Annotated in this window: 17 protein-coding genes; 9 read left to right on the top strand and 8 right to left on the bottom strand. The window is 73.1% G+C overall.

Going from position 1 to position 17,302, the window contains the following annotated elements; all coding sequences use genetic code 11:
- The first annotated feature begins 1 nt into the window (after position 1).
- From IEZ00_RS00620 to IEZ00_RS00640, 5 genes are all read left to right on the top strand, one after another.
- Positions 2 to 253, top strand: coding sequence for a hypothetical protein (locus tag IEZ00_RS00620; protein WP_189221048.1), 252 nt, complete (start codon positions 2 to 4; stop codon positions 251 to 253).
- Between the two features lies 1 nt (position 254).
- Positions 255 to 3,023, top strand: coding sequence for an FtsK/SpoIIIE domain-containing protein (locus IEZ00_RS00625; protein WP_189221049.1), 2,769 nt, complete (start codon positions 255 to 257; stop codon positions 3,021 to 3,023).
- Positions 3,023 to 3,412: a hypothetical protein gene (locus tag IEZ00_RS00630; protein WP_189221050.1), complete on the top strand. Its 390-nt coding sequence runs from the start codon at positions 3,023 to 3,025 to the stop codon at positions 3,410 to 3,412. Before IEZ00_RS00625 ends, IEZ00_RS00630 begins: the two co-directional genes overlap by 1 nt.
- 150 nt (positions 3,413 to 3,562) lie before the next feature.
- Positions 3,563 to 4,288 carry a GNAT family N-acetyltransferase gene (locus IEZ00_RS00635; RefSeq protein WP_229794854.1) on the top strand — a complete coding sequence of 242 codons (726 nt, stop codon included), beginning with the start codon at positions 3,563 to 3,565 and terminating at the stop codon, positions 4,286 to 4,288.
- 9 nt (positions 4,289 to 4,297) lie between these two features.
- Entirely contained in the window at positions 4,298 to 5,299 is a 1,002-nt protein-coding gene (locus IEZ00_RS00640) for an NADP-dependent oxidoreductase (RefSeq protein ID WP_189221051.1), read from the top strand.
- A 42-nt stretch (positions 5,300 to 5,341) separates the two neighbouring features.
- Here IEZ00_RS00640 and IEZ00_RS00645 read toward each other — a convergent pair whose 3' ends face one another.
- Genes IEZ00_RS00645 through IEZ00_RS00655 form a run of 3 tightly spaced genes read right to left on the bottom strand, consistent with a single transcriptional unit; the run spans position 5,342 to position 7,952 of the window.
- A complete protein-coding gene (locus IEZ00_RS00645; protein WP_189221052.1) occupies positions 5,342 to 7,186 on the bottom strand; it encodes a WXG100 family type VII secretion target in 1,845 nt (614 codons plus the stop codon).
- A complete protein-coding gene (locus tag IEZ00_RS00650) occupies positions 7,183 to 7,491 on the bottom strand; it encodes a type VII secretion target (protein WP_189221053.1) in 309 nt (102 codons plus the stop codon). Before IEZ00_RS00650 ends, IEZ00_RS00645 begins: the two co-directional genes overlap by 4 nt.
- Positions 7,492 to 7,508: 17 nt before the next feature.
- Positions 7,509 to 7,952: a YbaB/EbfC family nucleoid-associated protein gene (locus tag IEZ00_RS00655; protein ID WP_189221054.1), complete on the bottom strand. Its 444-nt coding sequence runs from the start codon at positions 7,950 to 7,952 to the stop codon at positions 7,509 to 7,511.
- A 193-nt stretch (positions 7,953 to 8,145) separates the two neighbouring features.
- Here IEZ00_RS00655 and IEZ00_RS00660 point away from each other — a divergent pair, with 193 nt between their 5' ends.
- From IEZ00_RS00660 to IEZ00_RS00670, 3 genes are read left to right on the top strand one after another with little or no spacing between them, the layout of a single operon-like run.
- A complete protein-coding gene (locus IEZ00_RS00660; protein WP_189221055.1) occupies positions 8,146 to 8,406 on the top strand; it encodes a helix-turn-helix transcriptional regulator in 261 nt (86 codons plus the stop codon).
- A 19-nt stretch (positions 8,407 to 8,425) separates the two neighbouring features.
- A complete protein-coding gene (locus IEZ00_RS00665; protein WP_372448507.1) occupies positions 8,426 to 9,337 on the top strand; it encodes an ABC transporter ATP-binding protein in 912 nt (303 codons plus the stop codon).
- Complete coding sequence (locus tag IEZ00_RS00670) at positions 9,334 to 10,524, top strand: ABC transporter permease (protein ID WP_189221056.1); 1,191 nt, start codon at positions 9,334 to 9,336, stop codon at positions 10,522 to 10,524. The genes IEZ00_RS00665 and IEZ00_RS00670 overlap by 4 nt, the downstream gene beginning before the upstream one ends.
- A 65-nt stretch (positions 10,525 to 10,589) precedes the next feature.
- On the opposite strand, the gene IEZ00_RS00675 is transcribed toward IEZ00_RS00670, so the two are convergent.
- The 3 genes from IEZ00_RS00675 to IEZ00_RS00685 all read right to left on the bottom strand — a co-directional run bounded on the left by IEZ00_RS00675 (position 10,590) and on the right by IEZ00_RS00685 (position 13,705).
- Positions 10,590 to 11,903, bottom strand: a complete 1,314-nt coding sequence (locus IEZ00_RS00675) for a citrate synthase (RefSeq protein WP_189221057.1) — start codon at positions 11,901 to 11,903, stop codon at positions 10,590 to 10,592.
- A 267-nt stretch (positions 11,904 to 12,170) separates the two neighbouring features.
- Positions 12,171 to 13,109 (bottom strand): carbohydrate kinase family protein, encoded by a 939-nt coding sequence (locus IEZ00_RS00680; RefSeq protein ID WP_189221058.1) that lies wholly within the window; start codon positions 13,107 to 13,109, stop codon positions 12,171 to 12,173.
- Entirely contained in the window at positions 13,106 to 13,705 is a 600-nt protein-coding gene (locus tag IEZ00_RS00685) for a TetR/AcrR family transcriptional regulator (RefSeq protein WP_189221059.1), read from the bottom strand. Before IEZ00_RS00685 ends, IEZ00_RS00680 begins: the two co-directional genes overlap by 4 nt.
- Before the next feature lie 83 nt (positions 13,706 to 13,788).
- Here IEZ00_RS00685 and IEZ00_RS00690 point away from each other — a divergent pair, with 83 nt between their 5' ends.
- Complete coding sequence (locus tag IEZ00_RS00690) at positions 13,789 to 14,931, top strand: acyl-CoA dehydrogenase family protein (RefSeq protein ID WP_189221060.1); 1,143 nt, start codon at positions 13,789 to 13,791, stop codon at positions 14,929 to 14,931.
- Positions 14,932 to 15,306: 375 nt separating this feature from the next.
- On the opposite strand, the gene IEZ00_RS00695 is transcribed toward IEZ00_RS00690, so the two are convergent.
- A complete protein-coding gene (locus IEZ00_RS00695; protein ID WP_189221061.1) occupies positions 15,307 to 16,500 on the bottom strand; it encodes an amidohydrolase in 1,194 nt (397 codons plus the stop codon).
- Between the two features lie 19 nt (positions 16,501 to 16,519).
- On the bottom strand, positions 16,520 to 17,302 hold a 783-nt coding region (locus IEZ00_RS00700), incomplete at its 5' end, for an aldose 1-epimerase family protein (RefSeq protein WP_229794856.1).

The following is a 17,302-nucleotide window of genomic DNA, read 5'->3' on the forward strand; positions in this document are numbered from 1 at the left end:
CGTGACGTCGGTCGCGGAGGTCAAGCTCGCCCTGGAGCAGAGCTGCGAGTTCCTGCGGGACGCCTACCGCAGCGTGCGGGAGGCGGAGAGCGCGCTGGACGACGCGCTGGAGGTGCTGGCGGAGGCCGACGCCAACCACCAGGACGCGCTGGTGCCGCCCGGTTTCCTCAAGGCCAAGGAGGGCTTCGCCGCTCAGCTGGAGCTGATCGTGCGCAGCCTGGACCTGGTCCAGCGGTTGACCGCGGAGCTCTGACGTGAGCAGGCGCGACGAACGCCGGAGGAAGGTCCAGGCCGCCCTGGAGGAGTTCCGCCGCTCGGTGGCCGCCGCGCTGGGCAACGCCGCGCGCGAGCACCACCGGCTGGCCGAGGAGCGGGCCCGCGACATGTTCGAGGTCATCCTGCGCGGCGACGGCGTCGACCGGGCGCTGGAGGACCCGGCGCTGGCCGGGGCGCTGGCCAAGCCCCTGTTCGACGCGCGGCTGGCGAGCGCGCTGATCGACCGGGTGGAGGCGTTCCGCGAGTGGTCCGAGCACGGCCCGGACCAGCTGACCGCCCTGGTGGGCGAAGTGGCGGACGGCCCGGCGTCCTGGCCGCCCGAGGCGTGGCTGGGCAGCGCGGGCACCGCCGACGGCAGCGAGGGCGTGCCGGAGCTGTGGCGCATCGGCACGGGCGTGGTGCGCACGGCGCCCGAGCCCCAGCGGTTCCCGGTGGCGGTCCCGCTGCTGGACCAGGCCCACCTGCACGTGGCGTCGGTGCCGGACAGCCGCGCGACGGCCGAGGCGCTGGTGGAGAACCTGCTGCTGCGGGTGCTCAGCCACTTCCAGCCCGGTCTGGTGCACGTGCACGTGTGGGACGTCAGCCAGCTCACCGGCTCGCTGCCCGGCCTGTACCCGCTGACCCGCGCGGGCCTGCTCACCGTGCACGACCCGGCGCGGCTGCACGAGATGCTCGACGAGCTGTCCGACCACATCCGCCGGGTGCACACCGGGGTGCTGGTCGAGGGCCACCAGTCGGTGCGCGCGGTCAGCGCGGGCGGCAGGCGCACCGAGCCGTGGCACGTCGCGGTGCTGTTCGGCAACCGGCAGCCGCTGCGCGAGGAGCACCAGCAGCAGTTGCAGCGGGTGGCCCGCAACGGCTTGGCGGCGGGCGTGCAGCTGTTCATCGTCGACATCCCGATCACGGTGAACTCGCCGGTGGAGACGGTGACCGTGCACGCCGACCAGAGCGCGAGCTGCACGATGACCGGCAAGCACGTGGCGGTGGCGCTGGACCCGCCGCTGCCGCGCGCCCAGGTGCCCAGGGCGTGCGCGGTGATCGCGGACAAGCGCGAGGAGCGGCGCACCCGGTTCGGCGCGTTCGACGACCTGCTGCCCGAGCAGCTGTGGACCGAGAGCTCGGCCGCCGGCGTGGTCACCCCGGTCGGCTACCACGACGGCGAGCCGGTGCACGTGGCGCTGGGCGACACCTCGCCGCACGCGCTGGTGGGCGGGCCGAGCGGGTCGGGCAAGACGAACTTCCTCTACGCCATGCTCGGCGGGCTGGCCGCCCGGTACTCGCCGGACGAGCTGGAGCTGTACCTGCTGGACTTCAAGGAGGGCGTGTCGTTCGCCCAGTTCGCGCCGGGCCGCAAGGACCCGACGTGGCTGCCGCACGCGCGGCTGGTCGGGGTGAACGTCAACACCGACCGCGAGTTCGGCGTGGCGCTGCTGAAGTTCCTGTCCGACGAGATGCGCAGGCGCGCGGACGCGGCCAAGCAGCACGAGGTCACCAAGCTGGAGCAGCTGCGCGAGGAGGACCCGGAGGGCCGGTGGCCGCGCATCGTCGCGGTGGTCGACGAGTTCCAGTACCTGTTCGGCGAGCGCGACCAGGTCACCCAGCAGGCCACCCAGCTGCTGGAGGACGTGGCCCGGCGGGGCCGCTCGCAGGGCATCCACCTGGTGCTGTGCAGCCAGGACGTGGCGGGCATCGAGGGCTTCTGGGGCAAGTCGGCGATCTTCGAGCAGTTCACCGTGCGGATCGCGCTGCCCAAGGCGCGCCGGGTGCTGGCCGAGCCGCACAACGACGCGGCGGTGGAGCTGCCGCGCTGGCACGCGGTGGTCAACCACGAGTCGGGCGTGCGGCCGGGTAACGAGGTCGCCCGCATCCCGGACGCGACCCGCCGGGGCACCTTCGACGTGCTGCAGGCGGAGCTGTTCCGGCGCAGGCCCTCGGACCTGCCCGAACCGGTGCTGTTCGACGGCGGCCGGGTGCCCGCGCTGCGGGCGCTGCCGGACTTCCGGGCGCTGCGCGCCGGGGAGGTCAACCCGACCGTGCTGCTGGGCCAGGTGATCGACGTGGCGGGCAGCGCGGCCGGGGTCCGCTTCCCCCGCACGCCGGGCCGCAACATCGCGGTGCTGGGCTCGCTGGCCGAGGACGCCGCGGGGGTGCTGGGCAGCGCGGCGCTGTCGCTGGCCCGCCAGCACGAGCCCACGGCGGCCAGGTTCACCGTGATCTGCCTGGCCGAGGACGCCCAGCCGCACGCCGACCGCCTGGTCAAGCAGCTGTGCAACACCGGCCACGAGGCGGACCTGCTGGGCCTGGAGGGGATCAGGGGGCTGCTCGGCGAGACCGCGCAGCAGCTCAGGGCGGCGGCCACCAGCGCGCTCGCCGCCCCGCAACCGCACTACGTCGTGATCTACGCGGTGGACGCGGCGCACACGGCGCTGGAGGAGAAGGACCCGGCGACGCGCACGTCCGGCCTGGACCACCTGCGCACCGTGCTCAAGCACGGGCCGGAGCACCGCACCCACGTGATCGGCTGGTGGCGCGGCGTGCAGCGGCTGAAGAACAGCCTGCCGCCGGGCGTGTACGACGACATCGGCGCGTGGGTCGCCTTCGACGTGCAGGGCAAGGAGCTGCTGTCGTTCGGGCCGGAGCAGGTCATGGCGTGGTCGCCGAGGCCGCGCCGGGGGCTGTTCTTCGACCGGTTCGAGCACTCCCGGCCGCAGGTGCTCATCCCGTTCGACACCGGGGAGGAGTCGTGATGGGCCAGCACAGCGCCGACCCGCACCAGCCGTCCGCGGTCGAGCGGTACAAGGAGACCATCGCCATGGTGGGCGAGTCCGTGGAGCGGATGCGGGCGCGGGACCGCGCCGTGGTCCGGCAGCTGCTGGAGCGGCTGGCGGAGTCCCAGGAGCGCATGGCCGCCGCGCTGGAGCAGGAGAAGGCGGTCAAGGCGGACGTGGAGCAGTACTGGGAGGCGGCGGTGAAGGCGCTGTGGGACGAGCGGTGGACCTCCATCGGCTCGCGCCCCACCCCGGACGAGGCCGTGCCGCCCCGCCCCCAGCAGGAGTACAACGCCGCGATGGACGCCGCCTTCCACGCCCTGGAGGAGGCGCTGCAGAAGCGCTCCCTGCTGCGCCGCAAGCCCTGATCCCGCGAGCCGAGCGTTCGGACACCGCGAACCGAGGGTCCAAGCACCGCGAACCGAGCGTTCGCGACGCCGGGTAGTGGTTACCGGCCGCCGGAGGCGTGCCGGGTAGTACTTGCCGACGCGGGGGGCGGGGCGGGCGATGATGCGGGGATGCGTCGACTGCACAGCCCCGCCGACCTGGCCGACCGGAGCACCATGATCCGCTGGGCCGCCCAGGCGCTGGCCTGGGGCGGCTCCGCCTGGGCGCACGGCGGCGCGGTCGCCGTGCTGGCCCCCCGGCTCAACCGCCACGACCGGCTGGTCCTGGACGGGCCGCCCGGCGACGTGGACGCCCTGCTGGAGCACCTGGCCGCCCCGCACCTGCGACCGCTGGTCACCACCGACCTCGCCGCGCGGCTGAGCACCCCCGCCAGGGTGGTCTTCGGGTGGATGGAGCGCGGTGGCGAGCTGGCCCCCGGCCCAGGAAGATGGCTCGCGGAGTCCGAGTGGGACGAGGTGGAGGCGTTGCTGCGCGAGGCGAACCCGAACTCCTACGTGTGGCCGCGCGAACCCGGCCCGACGCGGTGGGCGGGGCTGCGCGTGGACGGCGGGCTGGTCGCGGTCGCCGCCGACGCCTGGTCCGCGCCGACCGCGGGCTTCCTCGCGGGCGTGGCCACGCACCCCGACCACCGCGGCCGGGGCCTGTCCACCGGGCTCTGCGCGTTCGTCGCCAGTTCGCTGCTGACCCGCCACGGCACCTGCGCCCTCATGGTCGACGCGGGCAACGCCGACGCCATCGCCGTCTACCGCAAGCTCGGCTTCGACTACCGCGGCGTGGCCGTGCTGGAGTCGCCGCGCCAGTCCACTCCAGGAAGTCCACTCAAGACAGTCCGCTGAGGAGCGCCGATGACCGCCCGTGAGATCCGCCTGGCCGCCCGACCGAAGGGCTTGCCCACCCCGGAGGACTTCGAGCTGGCGGAGGTCCCCGTGCCCCGGCCCGGTCCGGGCGAGTTGCTGGTGCGCAACGTGCTGATGAGCGTCGACCCGTACATGCGCGGCCGGATGAACGACGTCAAGTCCTACGTCGAGCCGTTCCGCCTCGGCGAGCCGCTGGACGGCGGGGCGATCGGCGAGGTCGTGGAGTCCGACGCGGAGGGGTTCGCGCCCGGCGACAAGGTGCTGCACGGCCTGGGCTGGCGCGAGTACGCCGTGCTCGACCCGCGCCACGCGGTGAAGGTGGACCCGGACGCCGCCCCGCTGGGGGCCTACCTCGGCGTGCTGGGCATGACCGGGTTGACCGCCTACGCGGGCCTGCTGGAGGTGGCCGCGTTCAAGGAGGGCGAGGTCGTCTTCGTCTCCGGCGCGGCGGGCGCGGTGGGCCAGGTGGCCGGGCAGGTGGCGAAGCTGCGCGGTGCGAAGCGGGTGATCGGCAGCGCGGGCTCCGACGACAAGGTCGCCTTCCTGACCGGCGAGCTCGGCTTCGACGCGGCGTTCAACTACAAGAGCGGCAAGGTGGCCGACCTGCTCGCCGAGGCCGCGCCGGACGGCATCGACGTGTACTTCGACAACGTCGGCGGCGACCACCTGGAGGCGGCCATCGCCTCGTTCAACGACTTCGGCCGCGCGGCGCTGTGCGGCGCGATCTCGGTCTACAACAGCACTTCCGCGCCCACCGCGCCGCGCAACCTGGGCTTGGCGGTGGGCAAGCGCCTGACGCTGCGCGGGTTCCTGGTCCGCGACCACGGCCACCTGCGCGAGCGGTTCCAGCGGGAGGTGGGCCGCTGGGTCGCCGAGGGCAGCCTGCGCTACCGGGAGACGGTCACCAGCGGCGGCCTGGACAAGGCCCCCGAGGCGTTCATCGGCATGCTGCGCGGGGAGAACCTGGGCAAGGCGCTGGTGGAGCTGTGAGGCCGCCGGGGCCGCCCCGCGTGGGACGGCCCCGGCTCCGCGTCACTCGCCGATGACCGGCTTGGCCGCCCTGGGCGGCTCCTCGATCAGCGGGTCGCCCTCGATGCGGACCTTGCGCTGGTGGTCCTTGGCGTCGCCGCCCTGCGGGGGCATCCCCGCCATCGGCGCGCCCATCATGCCCATGCCGCCACCCGCGGCGGGCCGACCACCCGCCGCGGCGCCCGCCGGGCCGCCCGTGGCGGGGCCGCCGCCGGAACCGGGGGGCAGGACGCCGGACGCGCCACCCGCCTGCGGCATCGGGTTGCCGCCCGCGCCACCGCCGCCGGAACCGCCGATGCCCGCACCCGCGCCGCCACCGCCGAAACCGCCCGCGCCGCCACCGCCGAAGCCACCTGCGGCACCACCACCACCGCCGCCGCCCGCGCCGCCCGCCTTGTCGAGGTTGAGGTCGGGCGCGCTGAACGACCGCGCCGGGGGCGCGGTGGGCGTGCCGCCGCCGTCCGCCGTGGTGGCGTGCGTGGTGTCGGCGCCGCGGCTCGCGGGCGGGGTGTAGGCGGGCGGGGTGTAGACCGGCGGCGTGTAGCCCGACGGGGGCGGGGTGGTACCGCCCGGAGTGGTGCCGCCGGGGGTGTTCGGCACCCAGCGGCCCGGCTCCCAGTGCCCGCCGGTGCTGCCACCGGAACCACCGGAACCACCGCTGCCGCCGCCAGGGGTGCCCCCTGGAGTGCCACCGGGCGCGCCGGGGCCGTAGCCGGGGGTGCCGGGACCGTAGCCGGGGGTGCCGACCCGCGGCGGCTGGGCCACCGGACCGCCGGAGTTGCCGGGGTACGGGTACGGCTGCGCCCGCATCCACTGGTCGGTGCCGCCCACCTGCGGCGGCGGGCTGACCACCGGCCCGCCCGGCTGACCGGGGTGGGGCTGCGGCGAGGTCCACCCGCCGGTGCCGCCGACCTGCGGCGGCTGGTTGACCACCGGCCCCGCGCCGTGGCTGCCGCTGGGGTTGGTCGCGCCGCCGGACCCGGAGGTGTACCGGTCGCGCGCGTTGCGGTCCATCTGCGCCAGCTGCTCCTGCGTCAGCCCGACCCCGCCCTGGCTCAGCCGGGGCCCGCTGCCGCCGCCCGTCCGGTTGGAGTTGGTCATCGCGGTGATGGCCTGCAGGATCTGCTTGGCGGTCTGCGCGATCTGCGCGACCGAGCGGATCAGCTCGATCAGCTTCTTCAGCGAGTTGGCCAGCTTCTGCAGGAAGTCCGCGAGCTTCTTGGCGTAGTTGCAGGCCATCTGCACGATGTCGGCGATGGCCGCGCCGATGGCCGCGCCGAAGGTCAGGAACGACGCCGACAGCCACTGGATGATCCGCATGACCATGTCCGACACGGCCTTGCCGATCAGGTCCATGATGGCCTTGCGGACCGTGGCCACCAGCTCGCCCGCGCCCTTGGCCGCGCGCGAGATGCCCTGCGTGGCCTTGGCCAGCGTCTCCAGGCCGCTGGCGTGCTTGGCGGCCGCCGCGCGGTAGCCGTCGGCGGAGCGGCCCGCCCAGCCGCGGGTCTCCTCCACGGCGGTGCGCCGGTAGTCCGCGACCACGCTCTCGACCTGCTTGGCCGCCGAGGCCCAGCTCTCGGACATCCTGGCGATGGCCTGCGGGTCGCCCAGCAGCGCGTCGAACGGCTCGCGCAGGAAGTCCACGTGCTGGATGGCCCAGCTGAACCCGGCCGACAGGAAGCCCGACAGCGGGTTGGCGGCCAGCCCGACGATGCCCATGGCGGTGTTGGCCATGCCCAGCCCGGCGGAGACCCAGTCGCCGCGCTCGACCGCCGCGACCGTGCCCTGCACGTCGTTGACCAGGTAGGCCGGGTCGCGGCCCTGAGTGGTGGCCTGGGTGCTCATCCGCGCGCTCCTCCGGTGAACCCGAACGCGTTGTCCAGGTCGACGTTCTCGTAGAGGTCGGCGACCTCCTTGAGGCCCTGGCACATGTCCGCGACGGTCTCGGTGGCCTGGCCGAGGATGTCCTGGGACGCGCCGGCGGTCTTGAGCAGGAACTGCGCCAGGAAGGAACCGAAGACGCCGAAGGCCTCGGTCGACAGCGAGGGGTCGGCGGTCCGGGTGGCCGCGAGCATCCGCTGGGTCAACTGGTCGACGGTGCCCGCGTGCGCCCGGATCTGCTCCGGGCTGACGTGGAACGAGTGGAACATGTCCCTCTACCCCCTGCTCAGGCCATCACGTCGGGTGGGTTGGTGAAGTACTCGTCATCGGGCCTGGTGTCTCGACGCTGCAGCTCCGGCTGCGGTTCCACGGCGTCCGTGCCGTCACCCGAATAGCCGTTGGGCATCTTCGCCTTGACGAACTCCAGCGCCGGGCTGTCGCCCACGAACTCGGTCATGATCTCGACCACCTGGCCCGCCGCGGCGCGCTGCGCCTGCGCGGCGGCGGCCATGACGGCGCTGGCGATGCGCTCGGGGTCCTCACCGCGCAGGCCGGGCCGCAGGATCAGGTCGGTCAGCGCGCCCGAGGCGTTGACCGACACGGTGACCAGGCCGTCCGGGGAGGTCGCGCTGCCGCCCACCCCGCCGAGGCGGGTCTCCACCTCCGCGGCGCCGCGCTTGGCCTGCTCGATCTTCTGCCCGTACTGGGCGAGCCACTGGTCCGGCTCCATGTCCACCCCTCACCGCAACGGGCTGGCTGCCCTGGTGCGCATTCGACTCGTCGAGAGTTCGTTTCGGTTCCGGGCTGCGGATCGTTTCACCGAATCGTGATTTGGGGTACGGGCGCTGCTCATGCTGGGCCGTTCAGCGCAATCGCCAGGTTGTTTGCTTGCCGATTCGTTGGGTTTTCGCAACACTTCGTCCATGAGTCCGGTTCGCCGGGGGTCCGAACAGCGCATCCACAACCGGATGCAGGTCCTGCGCGCGGAGCGCGGTATGACCAGAGCCGCGTTGGCGGAGGCCGTCGAGGTCAACCCGCAGACCATCGGGGCGCTGGAGCGGGGCGACCACTACCCCAGCCTGGACCTGGCGCTGCGCATCTGCGAGGTGTTCGGGCTGCCGGTGGAGGCGGTGTTCAGCCGCACCCCCTTCGAGCCGCTGTCGACGCAGGTCTACGGCGGTTGACGACGTGAGGAGAGCGACCGTGGCACACGGGGTGCTGGAGATCGACCGCGTCTCCAAGCGCTACGGGGACGTCGTGGCCCTGCGCGAGATGACCTTCCAGGTCCACCCCGGCGAGCTGTTCGGCTTCGTCGGCAGCAACGGCGCGGGCAAGACCACGACCATGCGCATCGCGCTGGGCGTGCTGGCCGCCGACTCCGGCGAGGTGCGCTGGAACGGCGAGCCGATCACCCTGGAGACCCGCAGGCGCATCGGCTACATGCCCGAGGAGCGCGGCCTCTACCCCCGGATGAAGGTGCTGGAGCAGCTGGTCTACCTGGCCGAGCTGCACGGGCTGTCCCCCGCCGAGGCGCGGCGCTCCGCGGAGGCGTGGATCACCCGGCTCGGGGTGCGCGAGCGGCGCGGCGACGAGGTGCAGAAGCTCAGCCTGGGCAACCAGCAGCGGGTGCAGCTGGCCGCGGCGCTGGTGCACCAGCCGGAGGTGCTGGTGCTCGACGAGCCGTTCTCCGGGCTGGACCCGGTGGCCGTGGACGTGATGAGCCAGGTGCTGCGGGAGAAGGCCGCCGAGGGCGTGCCCGTGGTGTTCTCCAGCCACCAGCTGGACCTGGTGGAGCGGCTGTGCGACCGGGTGGGCATCGTGCGCGGCGGCTCGCTGGTGGCCTGCGGCACGGTCGACGAGCTGCGCGCGGGCGGCGACTCGCGGCTGGTGGTGCACGCGCCCGCCGCGCCGCCGGGCTGGGCCGACGGGCTGGCGGGCGTGCGGTCCGCGCACGTCAGCGGCGGCCGGACGGTGCTCGAACTGGCCCCCGACGCGGACGACCAGGTGGTGCTGCGCGCGGCGCTGGCCACCGGGCCGGTGCACGAGTTCACCCGGCAGCGGCCGTCGCTGACCGAGCTGTTCCGCAGCGTCGTGACGGAGGAGAACGCCGCATGAGCACCCTCACCCCCGGCCGCGCGGTGTTCCTGGTCGCGCGCCGGGAATTCCTGACCCGAGTGCGCGCCAAGTCGTTCCTGTGGGGCACGGTGGTCATCGTGGCCGTGCTGGCGGGCTACGTGCTGCTGCAGGCGGTGCTGTTCGACCGGGTGGGGCGCGACGTGGTGGCGTTCAACGGCCAGGCCACCGCGCTGGCCGGGGCGGTGGAGCAGACCGCGCAGTCGCTGAGCTACGACATCGAGGTGGTGGACGCGGCCGACGTGGCCGACGCCGAGCGGCGGGTGCGCGAGGGCGAGCTGGACGCGCTGGTGACCGGCGCGGCGGACGCGCTGCGCGTGGTGGTCAAGGACCGGCTCGACGAGCAGCTGCGCACCGCGCTGGACCTGGTGGTCAAGCAGCAGGTGCTCAGCGCGCAGCTGGCCGAGGCGGGGCTGGACCCGGCCACGGTCACCGCGAACGTGGCGCGGGCGCAGACCGCCGTGGTGGCGCTGGAGCCCGAGGACGACCAGGAGGGGCCGCGGCTGGCCATCGGCCTGGTGATCGCCGGGCTGCTGTACTACTCGCTGCTGGTCTACGGGACGATGGTGGCCCAGGGCGTGGTGGAGGAGAAGTCCAGCCGGGTGGTGGAGCTGCTGCTGGCCACGCTGCGGCCGTGGCAGCTGCTGCTGGGCAAGGTGGTCGGGCTGGGCGCGGTCGGGCTGGTCCAGCTGCTGCTGATCGGCGGGCTGGGGGTGCTGCTGTCCTCGCTGTCGGGCGTGCTCGACGTGGCCGGGCTGGCGGGCGGGGCGCTGGCCACCGGCGTGCTGTGGTACCTGCTCGGGTTCTTCCTCTACGCCACGGTGTTCGCCGCGGCGGCCTCGCTGGTCTCCCGCCAGGAGGAGCTGCAGTCGGTGCTCACGCCGATCAGCATGGTGATCATCATCGCCTTCGTGGTCGGCATCAACCTGATGATCCAGGACCCGTCGGGGACCGCGGTGACGGTGCTGTCGCTGCTGCCGCCGTTCGCGCCGATCATGATGCCGGGCCGGATGGCGGTCGGTGTGGCGCCCGCGTGGCAGGTGCTGCTGGCGGTGCTGCTGGCGCTGCTGGCGATCGCGGCCATCACGTGGCTGGGCGGCAGGGTCTACGCCAACGCGGTGCTGCGCACCGGCGCGCGGGTCCGGCTGCGCGACGCGCTGCGCCCCTGACAGTCCACAGAGGACGGAAAGGCCCGCACCCCTTGGGGCGCGGGCCTTTCTCGTCGCGGAACCGGTCAGCGCTGGTCCATCGGCACGAAGTCGCGCGACGGCGAGCCGACGTAGACCTGGCGCGGGCGGCCGATCTTGGTGGCCGGGTCCTTGATCATCTCGCGCCAGTGCGCGATCCAGCCCGGCAGCCTGCCCAGTGCGAACAGGACGGTGAAGAACTTCGTGGGGAAGCCCATCGCCCGGTAGATCAACCCGGTGTAGAAGTCCACGTTCGGGTACAGCTTGCGCTCGATGAAGTAGTCGTCCGCGAGCGCGGTCTCCTCGAGCTTCTTGGCGATGTCGAGCAGCTGGTCGTCGCCGCCCAGCTTGCCCAGGATCTCGTCCGCGGTCTTCTTGATGATGGCGGCGCGCGGGTCGTAGTTCTTGTAGACCCGGTGGCCGAAGCCCATCAGGCGGACGCCGTCCTCCTTGTTCTTCACCTTGCGCACGAAGGCTTCCACGTCGCCGCCCTCGTCGCGGATCTTCTCCAGCATCTCCAGCACCGCGCTGTTCGCGCCGCCGTGCAGCGGGCCGAACAGGGCGTTGATGCCCGCGGAGATGGAGGCGAACAGGTTCGCCTCGGAGGAGCCCACCAGGCGCACCGTGGAGGTGGAGCAGTTCTGCTCGTGGTCGGCGTGCAGCACGAACAGCAGGTCCAGCGCGCGGACCAGGTCCGGGTCGACGTCGTAGGGCTCGGCCGGGAAGCCGAAGGTCAGCCGCAGGAAGTTCTCCACCAGGCCCAGCGAGTTGTCCGGGTAGAGGAACGGCTGGCCGACCGACTTCTTGTAGGCGTAGGCGGCGATGGTCGGCACCTTGGCCAGCAGCCGGATGGTGGAGATCTCCACCTGCTTGTCGTCGAAGGGGCTCAGGCTGTCCTGGTAGAAGGTGGACAGCGCGGACACCGCGGAGGACAGCACCGGCATCGGGTGCGCGTCGCGCGGGAAGCCGTCGAAGAACCGCTTGAGGTCCTCGTGCAGCAGGGTGTGCCTGCTGATCTTGGAGGAGAACTCGTCCAGCTGCGCCTGCGTGGGCAGCTCGCCGTAGATCAGCAGGTAGCTGACCTCCAGGAAGTTGGACTTCTCGGCGAGCTGCTCGATGGGGTAGCCCCGGTAGCGCAAGATGCCCGCGTCACCGTCGATGTAGGTGATCTCGGACGCGCAGGAGGCGGTGTTGACGAAGCCGCTGTCCAGGGTTACCAGGCCGGTGTTGGCCAGGAGTTTGCCGAGATCGATGCCGGGCGCACCCTCGGTGGCGGGCACCACCCTCATCTCGTGCTCTCCGCCCTGGTGGCGCAGCGCGACGGTACGGGTGTCGTTCGGCGCAGTCGTCGCGTCGGGCATACGGAGTCCCTCTCACGCTAGGCGGGGTGGCGCGTGCGGATCTCGCACAACGGCACTGCCGGACCTGACGGCCCCGTACCGCAGCACCACCCCGTTGGGGTCCTGACAGTTCCTGCCACGCTAGTCGGCGGGCAACCCCGCTCCACAGCTGTGGCGTGACCGGTTCTGCCAGATGGGACCGGCATCACACAGGGATGCAGTGGTGGCTAGCGCGCGTGTCCACCGTAGCCCTTGCGGGGGGTTCCTCCACCTCGGGAGAGGTGAGACCTAGGTCATCTCCAGCTCTCGCCGCAGCGGCGGCTCGGCGCCCGCGCGGGAGCAGGTGATCGCCGCGGCGGCCCCCGCGCGCGACAGCGCGGCCACCCAGTCCTCGGCGTCCAGCCCGCGCACGGCCTCTGCGGACAGCGCGTCCCGCTCGTGCAGCCACGCCAGCAGCGCCCCCTGCACGGTGTCGCCCGCGCCGATGGTGTCCACCACGTCGACCGGGGTGGGTGGGACGCGGATCACCTCGTCCGCGCCGGTCAGCGCGGCCAGGCCGTCGCCGCCCCTGGTGAGCACCACCGCGGCGGGGCCCGCCGCCCGCCACTCGCCCGCGGCGGCCAGCACGTCGTCCTCGGGGGCGTCCTCGGGCAGGTCGGCCAGCCAGCGGGCGTCCTCCACCGACACCTTGAGCAGGCCGACGTGGGGCAGCCAGCCCCGGAAGCGCGCCCGGTAGGCGTCCGGGTCCGGGATGAGCGCGGCGCGGATGTTCGGGTCCAGCGCGGTGAGCGCGCCGCGAGCCGCCTCGCGGCGCAGCACCGCCTCGTAGGCGCTCGCGCCGGGCTCCAGCACCAGCGACAGGGTGCCGAAGGACACCGCGCGCACCCCGTCGGGCAGCGGGCCGGGGTCGGCGAACAGGCGGTCGGCGGTGCCCTCGACGTAGAAGGAGTAGCGCGCGGACCCGTCCGAGGTCAGCCCGACCAGCGCCAGGGTGGTCGGCTCGTCGCCGCGCGAGACCAGGTCGGTGCGCACGCCCGAGTCGCGCAGCCGCGCCACCAGCCGGTCGCCGAACAGGTCGCGGGAGACGCGGGACAGGAAGGCGGTCGGCGCCCCGAGCCGCCCGGCGGCGATGGCCACGTTGTACGGCCCGCCGCCCAGCCTCGGCGACAGGTCCCCCTGCGGGGTGGGCACGAGGTCGACCAACGCCTCACCGGCAACGACGATCACGCCTGACTCCGTTCTCTCCGCAACCCGTCGAGCAGAAGTTCACCCAGTGCGGTGAACGCCTCGGCGTCGGACACCCCGGCCCGCCGGGGCAGCACACCGCTCTGGATGCCCTCGATGAGCAGGCCGGCCATCTCCGCGACCAGCGTCGCGTGGACCTCGCGGAAGACGCCCTCCCGCACGCCATCCTGGATGAAGGACCTGATCCGCTCGGCCGCCGCGCGGGCGTTGCGCTCGTAGGTGGCGCGCGTGGGCGCGAACGCGGCGACGTCCTCGATGAACGTGGCGCTGGCCCGGCGCAGCTCCTCGGCCGCGCCCGCCAGGTAGGTGCCGATCCTGGCCCGGACGTCGGCGACACCCTCGATCCGCCGCTCGATCCGCTCCGAGGCGCCCTTGAAGTAGTGGCCGACCACGCGCACCGCGAGCTGCTCCTTGCTGGCGGCCAGCGCGTAGAGGGTCGACTTCGAGCAGTGCAGCCGGGCTGCCAGGTCGTCGAGGGTGAAGCGCGCGAACCCCTCGGCGAGCACCAGCGCCTCCAGCCTGCCGAGCAGCTCGGCCTGCCGGGGCGTCGGCGGGCGACGCGCGAGCGGGGAGGTCATGGTCGAACTCTGTCACACTTCCCGGTGACAGTACTAGCGTACGTCCCACAGTACTGACGGCAGTACCACCCAGGAGGTCGACGATGCCCGCCGAAAGGCTGCTGCCCACCACCGAGGCCGAGGACCTGATCGCGCTGGTCCGCGAGATCGCCCGCGACGAGCTGGCCCCCCGCGCGGCGCGGGCCGAGGAGGAGGCGCGGTTCCCGCGTGAGGTGTTCCGGCTGCTGGGCAGGAGCGGGCTGCTGGGGCTGCCCTACCCCGAGGAGTACGGCGGCGGCGCGCAGCCCTACGAGGTCTACCTCCAGGCGCTGGAGGAGATCTCCTCGGCGTGGATGTCGGTCGGCGTGGGGCTGTCGGTGCACGTGATGTCCAGCTACGGGCTGGCCGCGTTCGGCACCGAGGAGCAGAAGGCGCGGTGGCTGCCCGACGCCGTGGGCGGTGAACTGCTCGGCGGCTACGCGCTGTCCGAAGCGCACGCGGGCTCCGACGCGGCGGCACTGTCCACTCGGGCCGTCCGGCGCGGGGACGAGTACGTCGTCAACGGCACCAAGGCGTGGATCACGCACGCGGGCGCGGCGGACTTCTACACGCTGATGGCGCGCACGTCCGACGACGGCGGCCGGGGCATCAGCTGCTTCTTCGCCCCCGGCGTCGCGGACGGCCTCTCCGCCGCGCCCCCCGAGCGGAAGATGGGCCTGACCGGGTCGATCACCGCGCAACTGCGCTTCGAGGACGTGGCCCTGTCGGCGGACCGGCTGATCGGGGCCGAGGGCGACGGGCTCAAGATCGCGCTGTCCGCGTTGGACTCCGGCAGGCTGGGCATCGCCGCCACGGCCGTGGGGCTGGCGCAGGCGGCGCTGGACGAGGCGGTGGCCTACGCCAAGCAGCGCACCCAGTTCGGCCGGGCCATCATCGACTTCCAGGGCGTGGAGTTCATGCTCGCGGACATGGCCGCCGCCGTCGACTCGGCCCGCGCGACGTACCTGCAGGCCGCGCGGCGACGCGACCGGGGTTTGCCGTTCGCCCGGCAGGCGGCGGTGGCGAAGCTGGTGTGCACGGACGCGGCGATGAAGGTGACCACCGACGCGGTGCAGGTACTCGGCGGCGCCGGGTACACGCGCGACTTCCCGGTGGAGCGCTACATGCGCGAGGCGAAGGTGCTGCAGATCTTCGAGGGCACCAACCAGATCCAACGCCTGGTCATCGCCCGCCACCTCCGCCGCTGACCACCCGACACGCCCACCACGCCCGCCCCCCAGCGTCACCCACCTACGGGCGTGTCGGGCGTGTCGCCCCCGCGAGTCGAACGCTCAGGTACCCCGAACTGAACATTCGCGCACCCCGACCCGCACCCTCGCGCCCCAACCCGCGCCTCCGTGCTCTCACCCGCGCTTTCGCGCACCCCAGGTAGTACTTACCGGCCCCCGCACACCCGTCGGGTAGTACTTGCTCACGCATCAGGGGTGCGCGCGGAGCGCGCGCAGCGGGGCGACCTGCCGCGCGGCGAGCGCACCGCCCTTGCCCCGCCCCAACGACGAACTCAGGGGTTCTGAGCGTTCGACTCGCGGTACCTGAGCGTTCGACTCGCGGGGAGGGGAGGGTCAGGACCCGGTGTAGTAGGGGTTGGCGACGACGGGCTCGCCATCGGTGTAGGCGTACACCTCGCGGCCCTGGATGAACACGCGCTGGGCGCGGCTCATCACGTCCAGCGGGTCGCCAGACCAGATGACCACGTCGCCGTCCAGCCCCGGCCGCAGCGAGCCCACGCGGTCGTTCAGGCCCATCATCCGGGCCGGGTTGACGGTGATGGACTCCAGGGCGGTCTCGCGGTCCAGCCCCTCCTTCACCGCCAGGGTGGCCTGGTGCACCAGGAAGTTGATCGGCACCACCGGGTGGTCGGTGGTGATGGCGATCTCCACGCCCGCCCGCGCCAGCACGCCGGGCGTGCGCAGGCTGCGCTGCCGCAGCTCCACCTTGGACCGGGTGGTGAACAGCGGCCCGATGACCACCGGGATGCCGCGCTCGGCGAGCAGGTCGGCCACCAGGTGGCCCTCGGTGCCGTGGTTGACGATCAGCTTGTAGCCGAACTCGTCGGCCAGCCGCAGGGCGGTGGCGATGTCGTCGGCGCGGTGGCAGTGCTGGCACCAGGGCAGCTCGCCGGAGAGCACCTTGGCCAGCGTCTCCAGGGTGTTGTCGCGCTGGAACGGCCCGTCGGCGGCGTCCCGCCTGGCCACGTAGTCCTGGGCGGCGGTGAAGGCGTCGCGGATCACCGCGGCCACGCCCTGCCTGGTGGAGGGCAGCTTCTTCTGGTCGCCGTAGACGCGCTTGGGGTTCTCGCCCAGCGCGCTCTTCACGCTCACCGGCTGCCGCACCAGCATCTCGTCGGCGGTGCGGCCCCAGCACTTCACGGCGACGGTCTGGCCGCCGATGACGTTGCCCGAGCCGGGCTTGATGACGGCCGTGGTGACGCCGCCGGACAGCGCGTCGGCGAAGCCCAGGTCGGCGGGGTTGATGGCGTCCAGCGCGCGCAGCCGGGCGCCGTTGGGGTCGGTCATCTCGTTGGTGTCCTGACCGGCCCAGCCCTCGCCCTCCTCGTGCACGCCGAGGTGGCCGTGGGCCTCCACGAAGCCGGGCAGCACCCACGACCCGGTCGCGTCCACGGTGGGCACGCCGTCCGGCACCTCGACCGAGGCTCCGACGGCGGCGATCCGACCGTCCCGGATCAGCACCGTCCCGCCTTCGACCGGCTCACCGGAGACCGGCACGACGTACCCACCCGTGATCGCGACATCCATAGTTAGCAAGCCTAAACATCTAGTCCAGGGGGCGCAAACCCCACCGACCCGCCCACGAGTCGCCGGGGCTGAGCCAGATCAGGTCCACCCCGGAGTTCAGCGCGTCCGGCGGGCACGTCATGGGCTCCACGGCGACCGCCCGGCCCCGACCGGGGTAGTCGTCGGGCGTGTAGACCTGCACCCACTTGAAGTCCGGGTCCGCCCACAGCTCGACCGCGCCCTCCGGCCCGCGCAGCACGTGCCGCACCAGCCCGTCGACCGGCTCGCAGCCGCCGAACGCGGTGTCCAGCTTCACCCCTTCGAGCAGCCGGGCGACCCGGAAGTCGTAGTCGCCGGACACCGGCTCGGCCGGACCGGTGGGGATCATGCTGTCCGCGTCCACCGGCAGCACGGTGGTGGCCGCCAGGGACAGGCTGGTCTCGTCGGTGGCGGAGTTGCCCGCCCTCGGGTACGGGTGGGTGCCGACGCCGAACGGGGTGCGCGCCGAGCCGATGTTGTGCACGCCGTGCGACACGGTCAGGCCGTGGTCGTCCAGGGCGTAGGAGATGGTCGTGCGCAGCGGCACCGGCCAGCCCGGCCCGGATGCCTCGGCCTCCAGCACCACCAGCGAGCCGGTGTGCTCGACCACCGTCCACGGCACCCGGCGCACCAGGCCGTGGATGGCGTTGTCGCGCGCGGGCTCGGTCACCTCCAACTGCTGCTCGACACCGTCGAGGACCCACTTGCCACCCGCCGTGCGGTTGGGCCACGGCACGAGCACCGCGCCGCTGCCCATCGGGGGTTGGTCGTCGTAGGTCTCGAC

Origin of the sequence: Saccharothrix coeruleofusca, from assembly GCF_014648515.1 — a bacterium.
Classification (GTDB): Bacteria; Actinomycetota; Actinomycetes; order Mycobacteriales; family Pseudonocardiaceae; genus Actinosynnema; species Actinosynnema coeruleofuscum.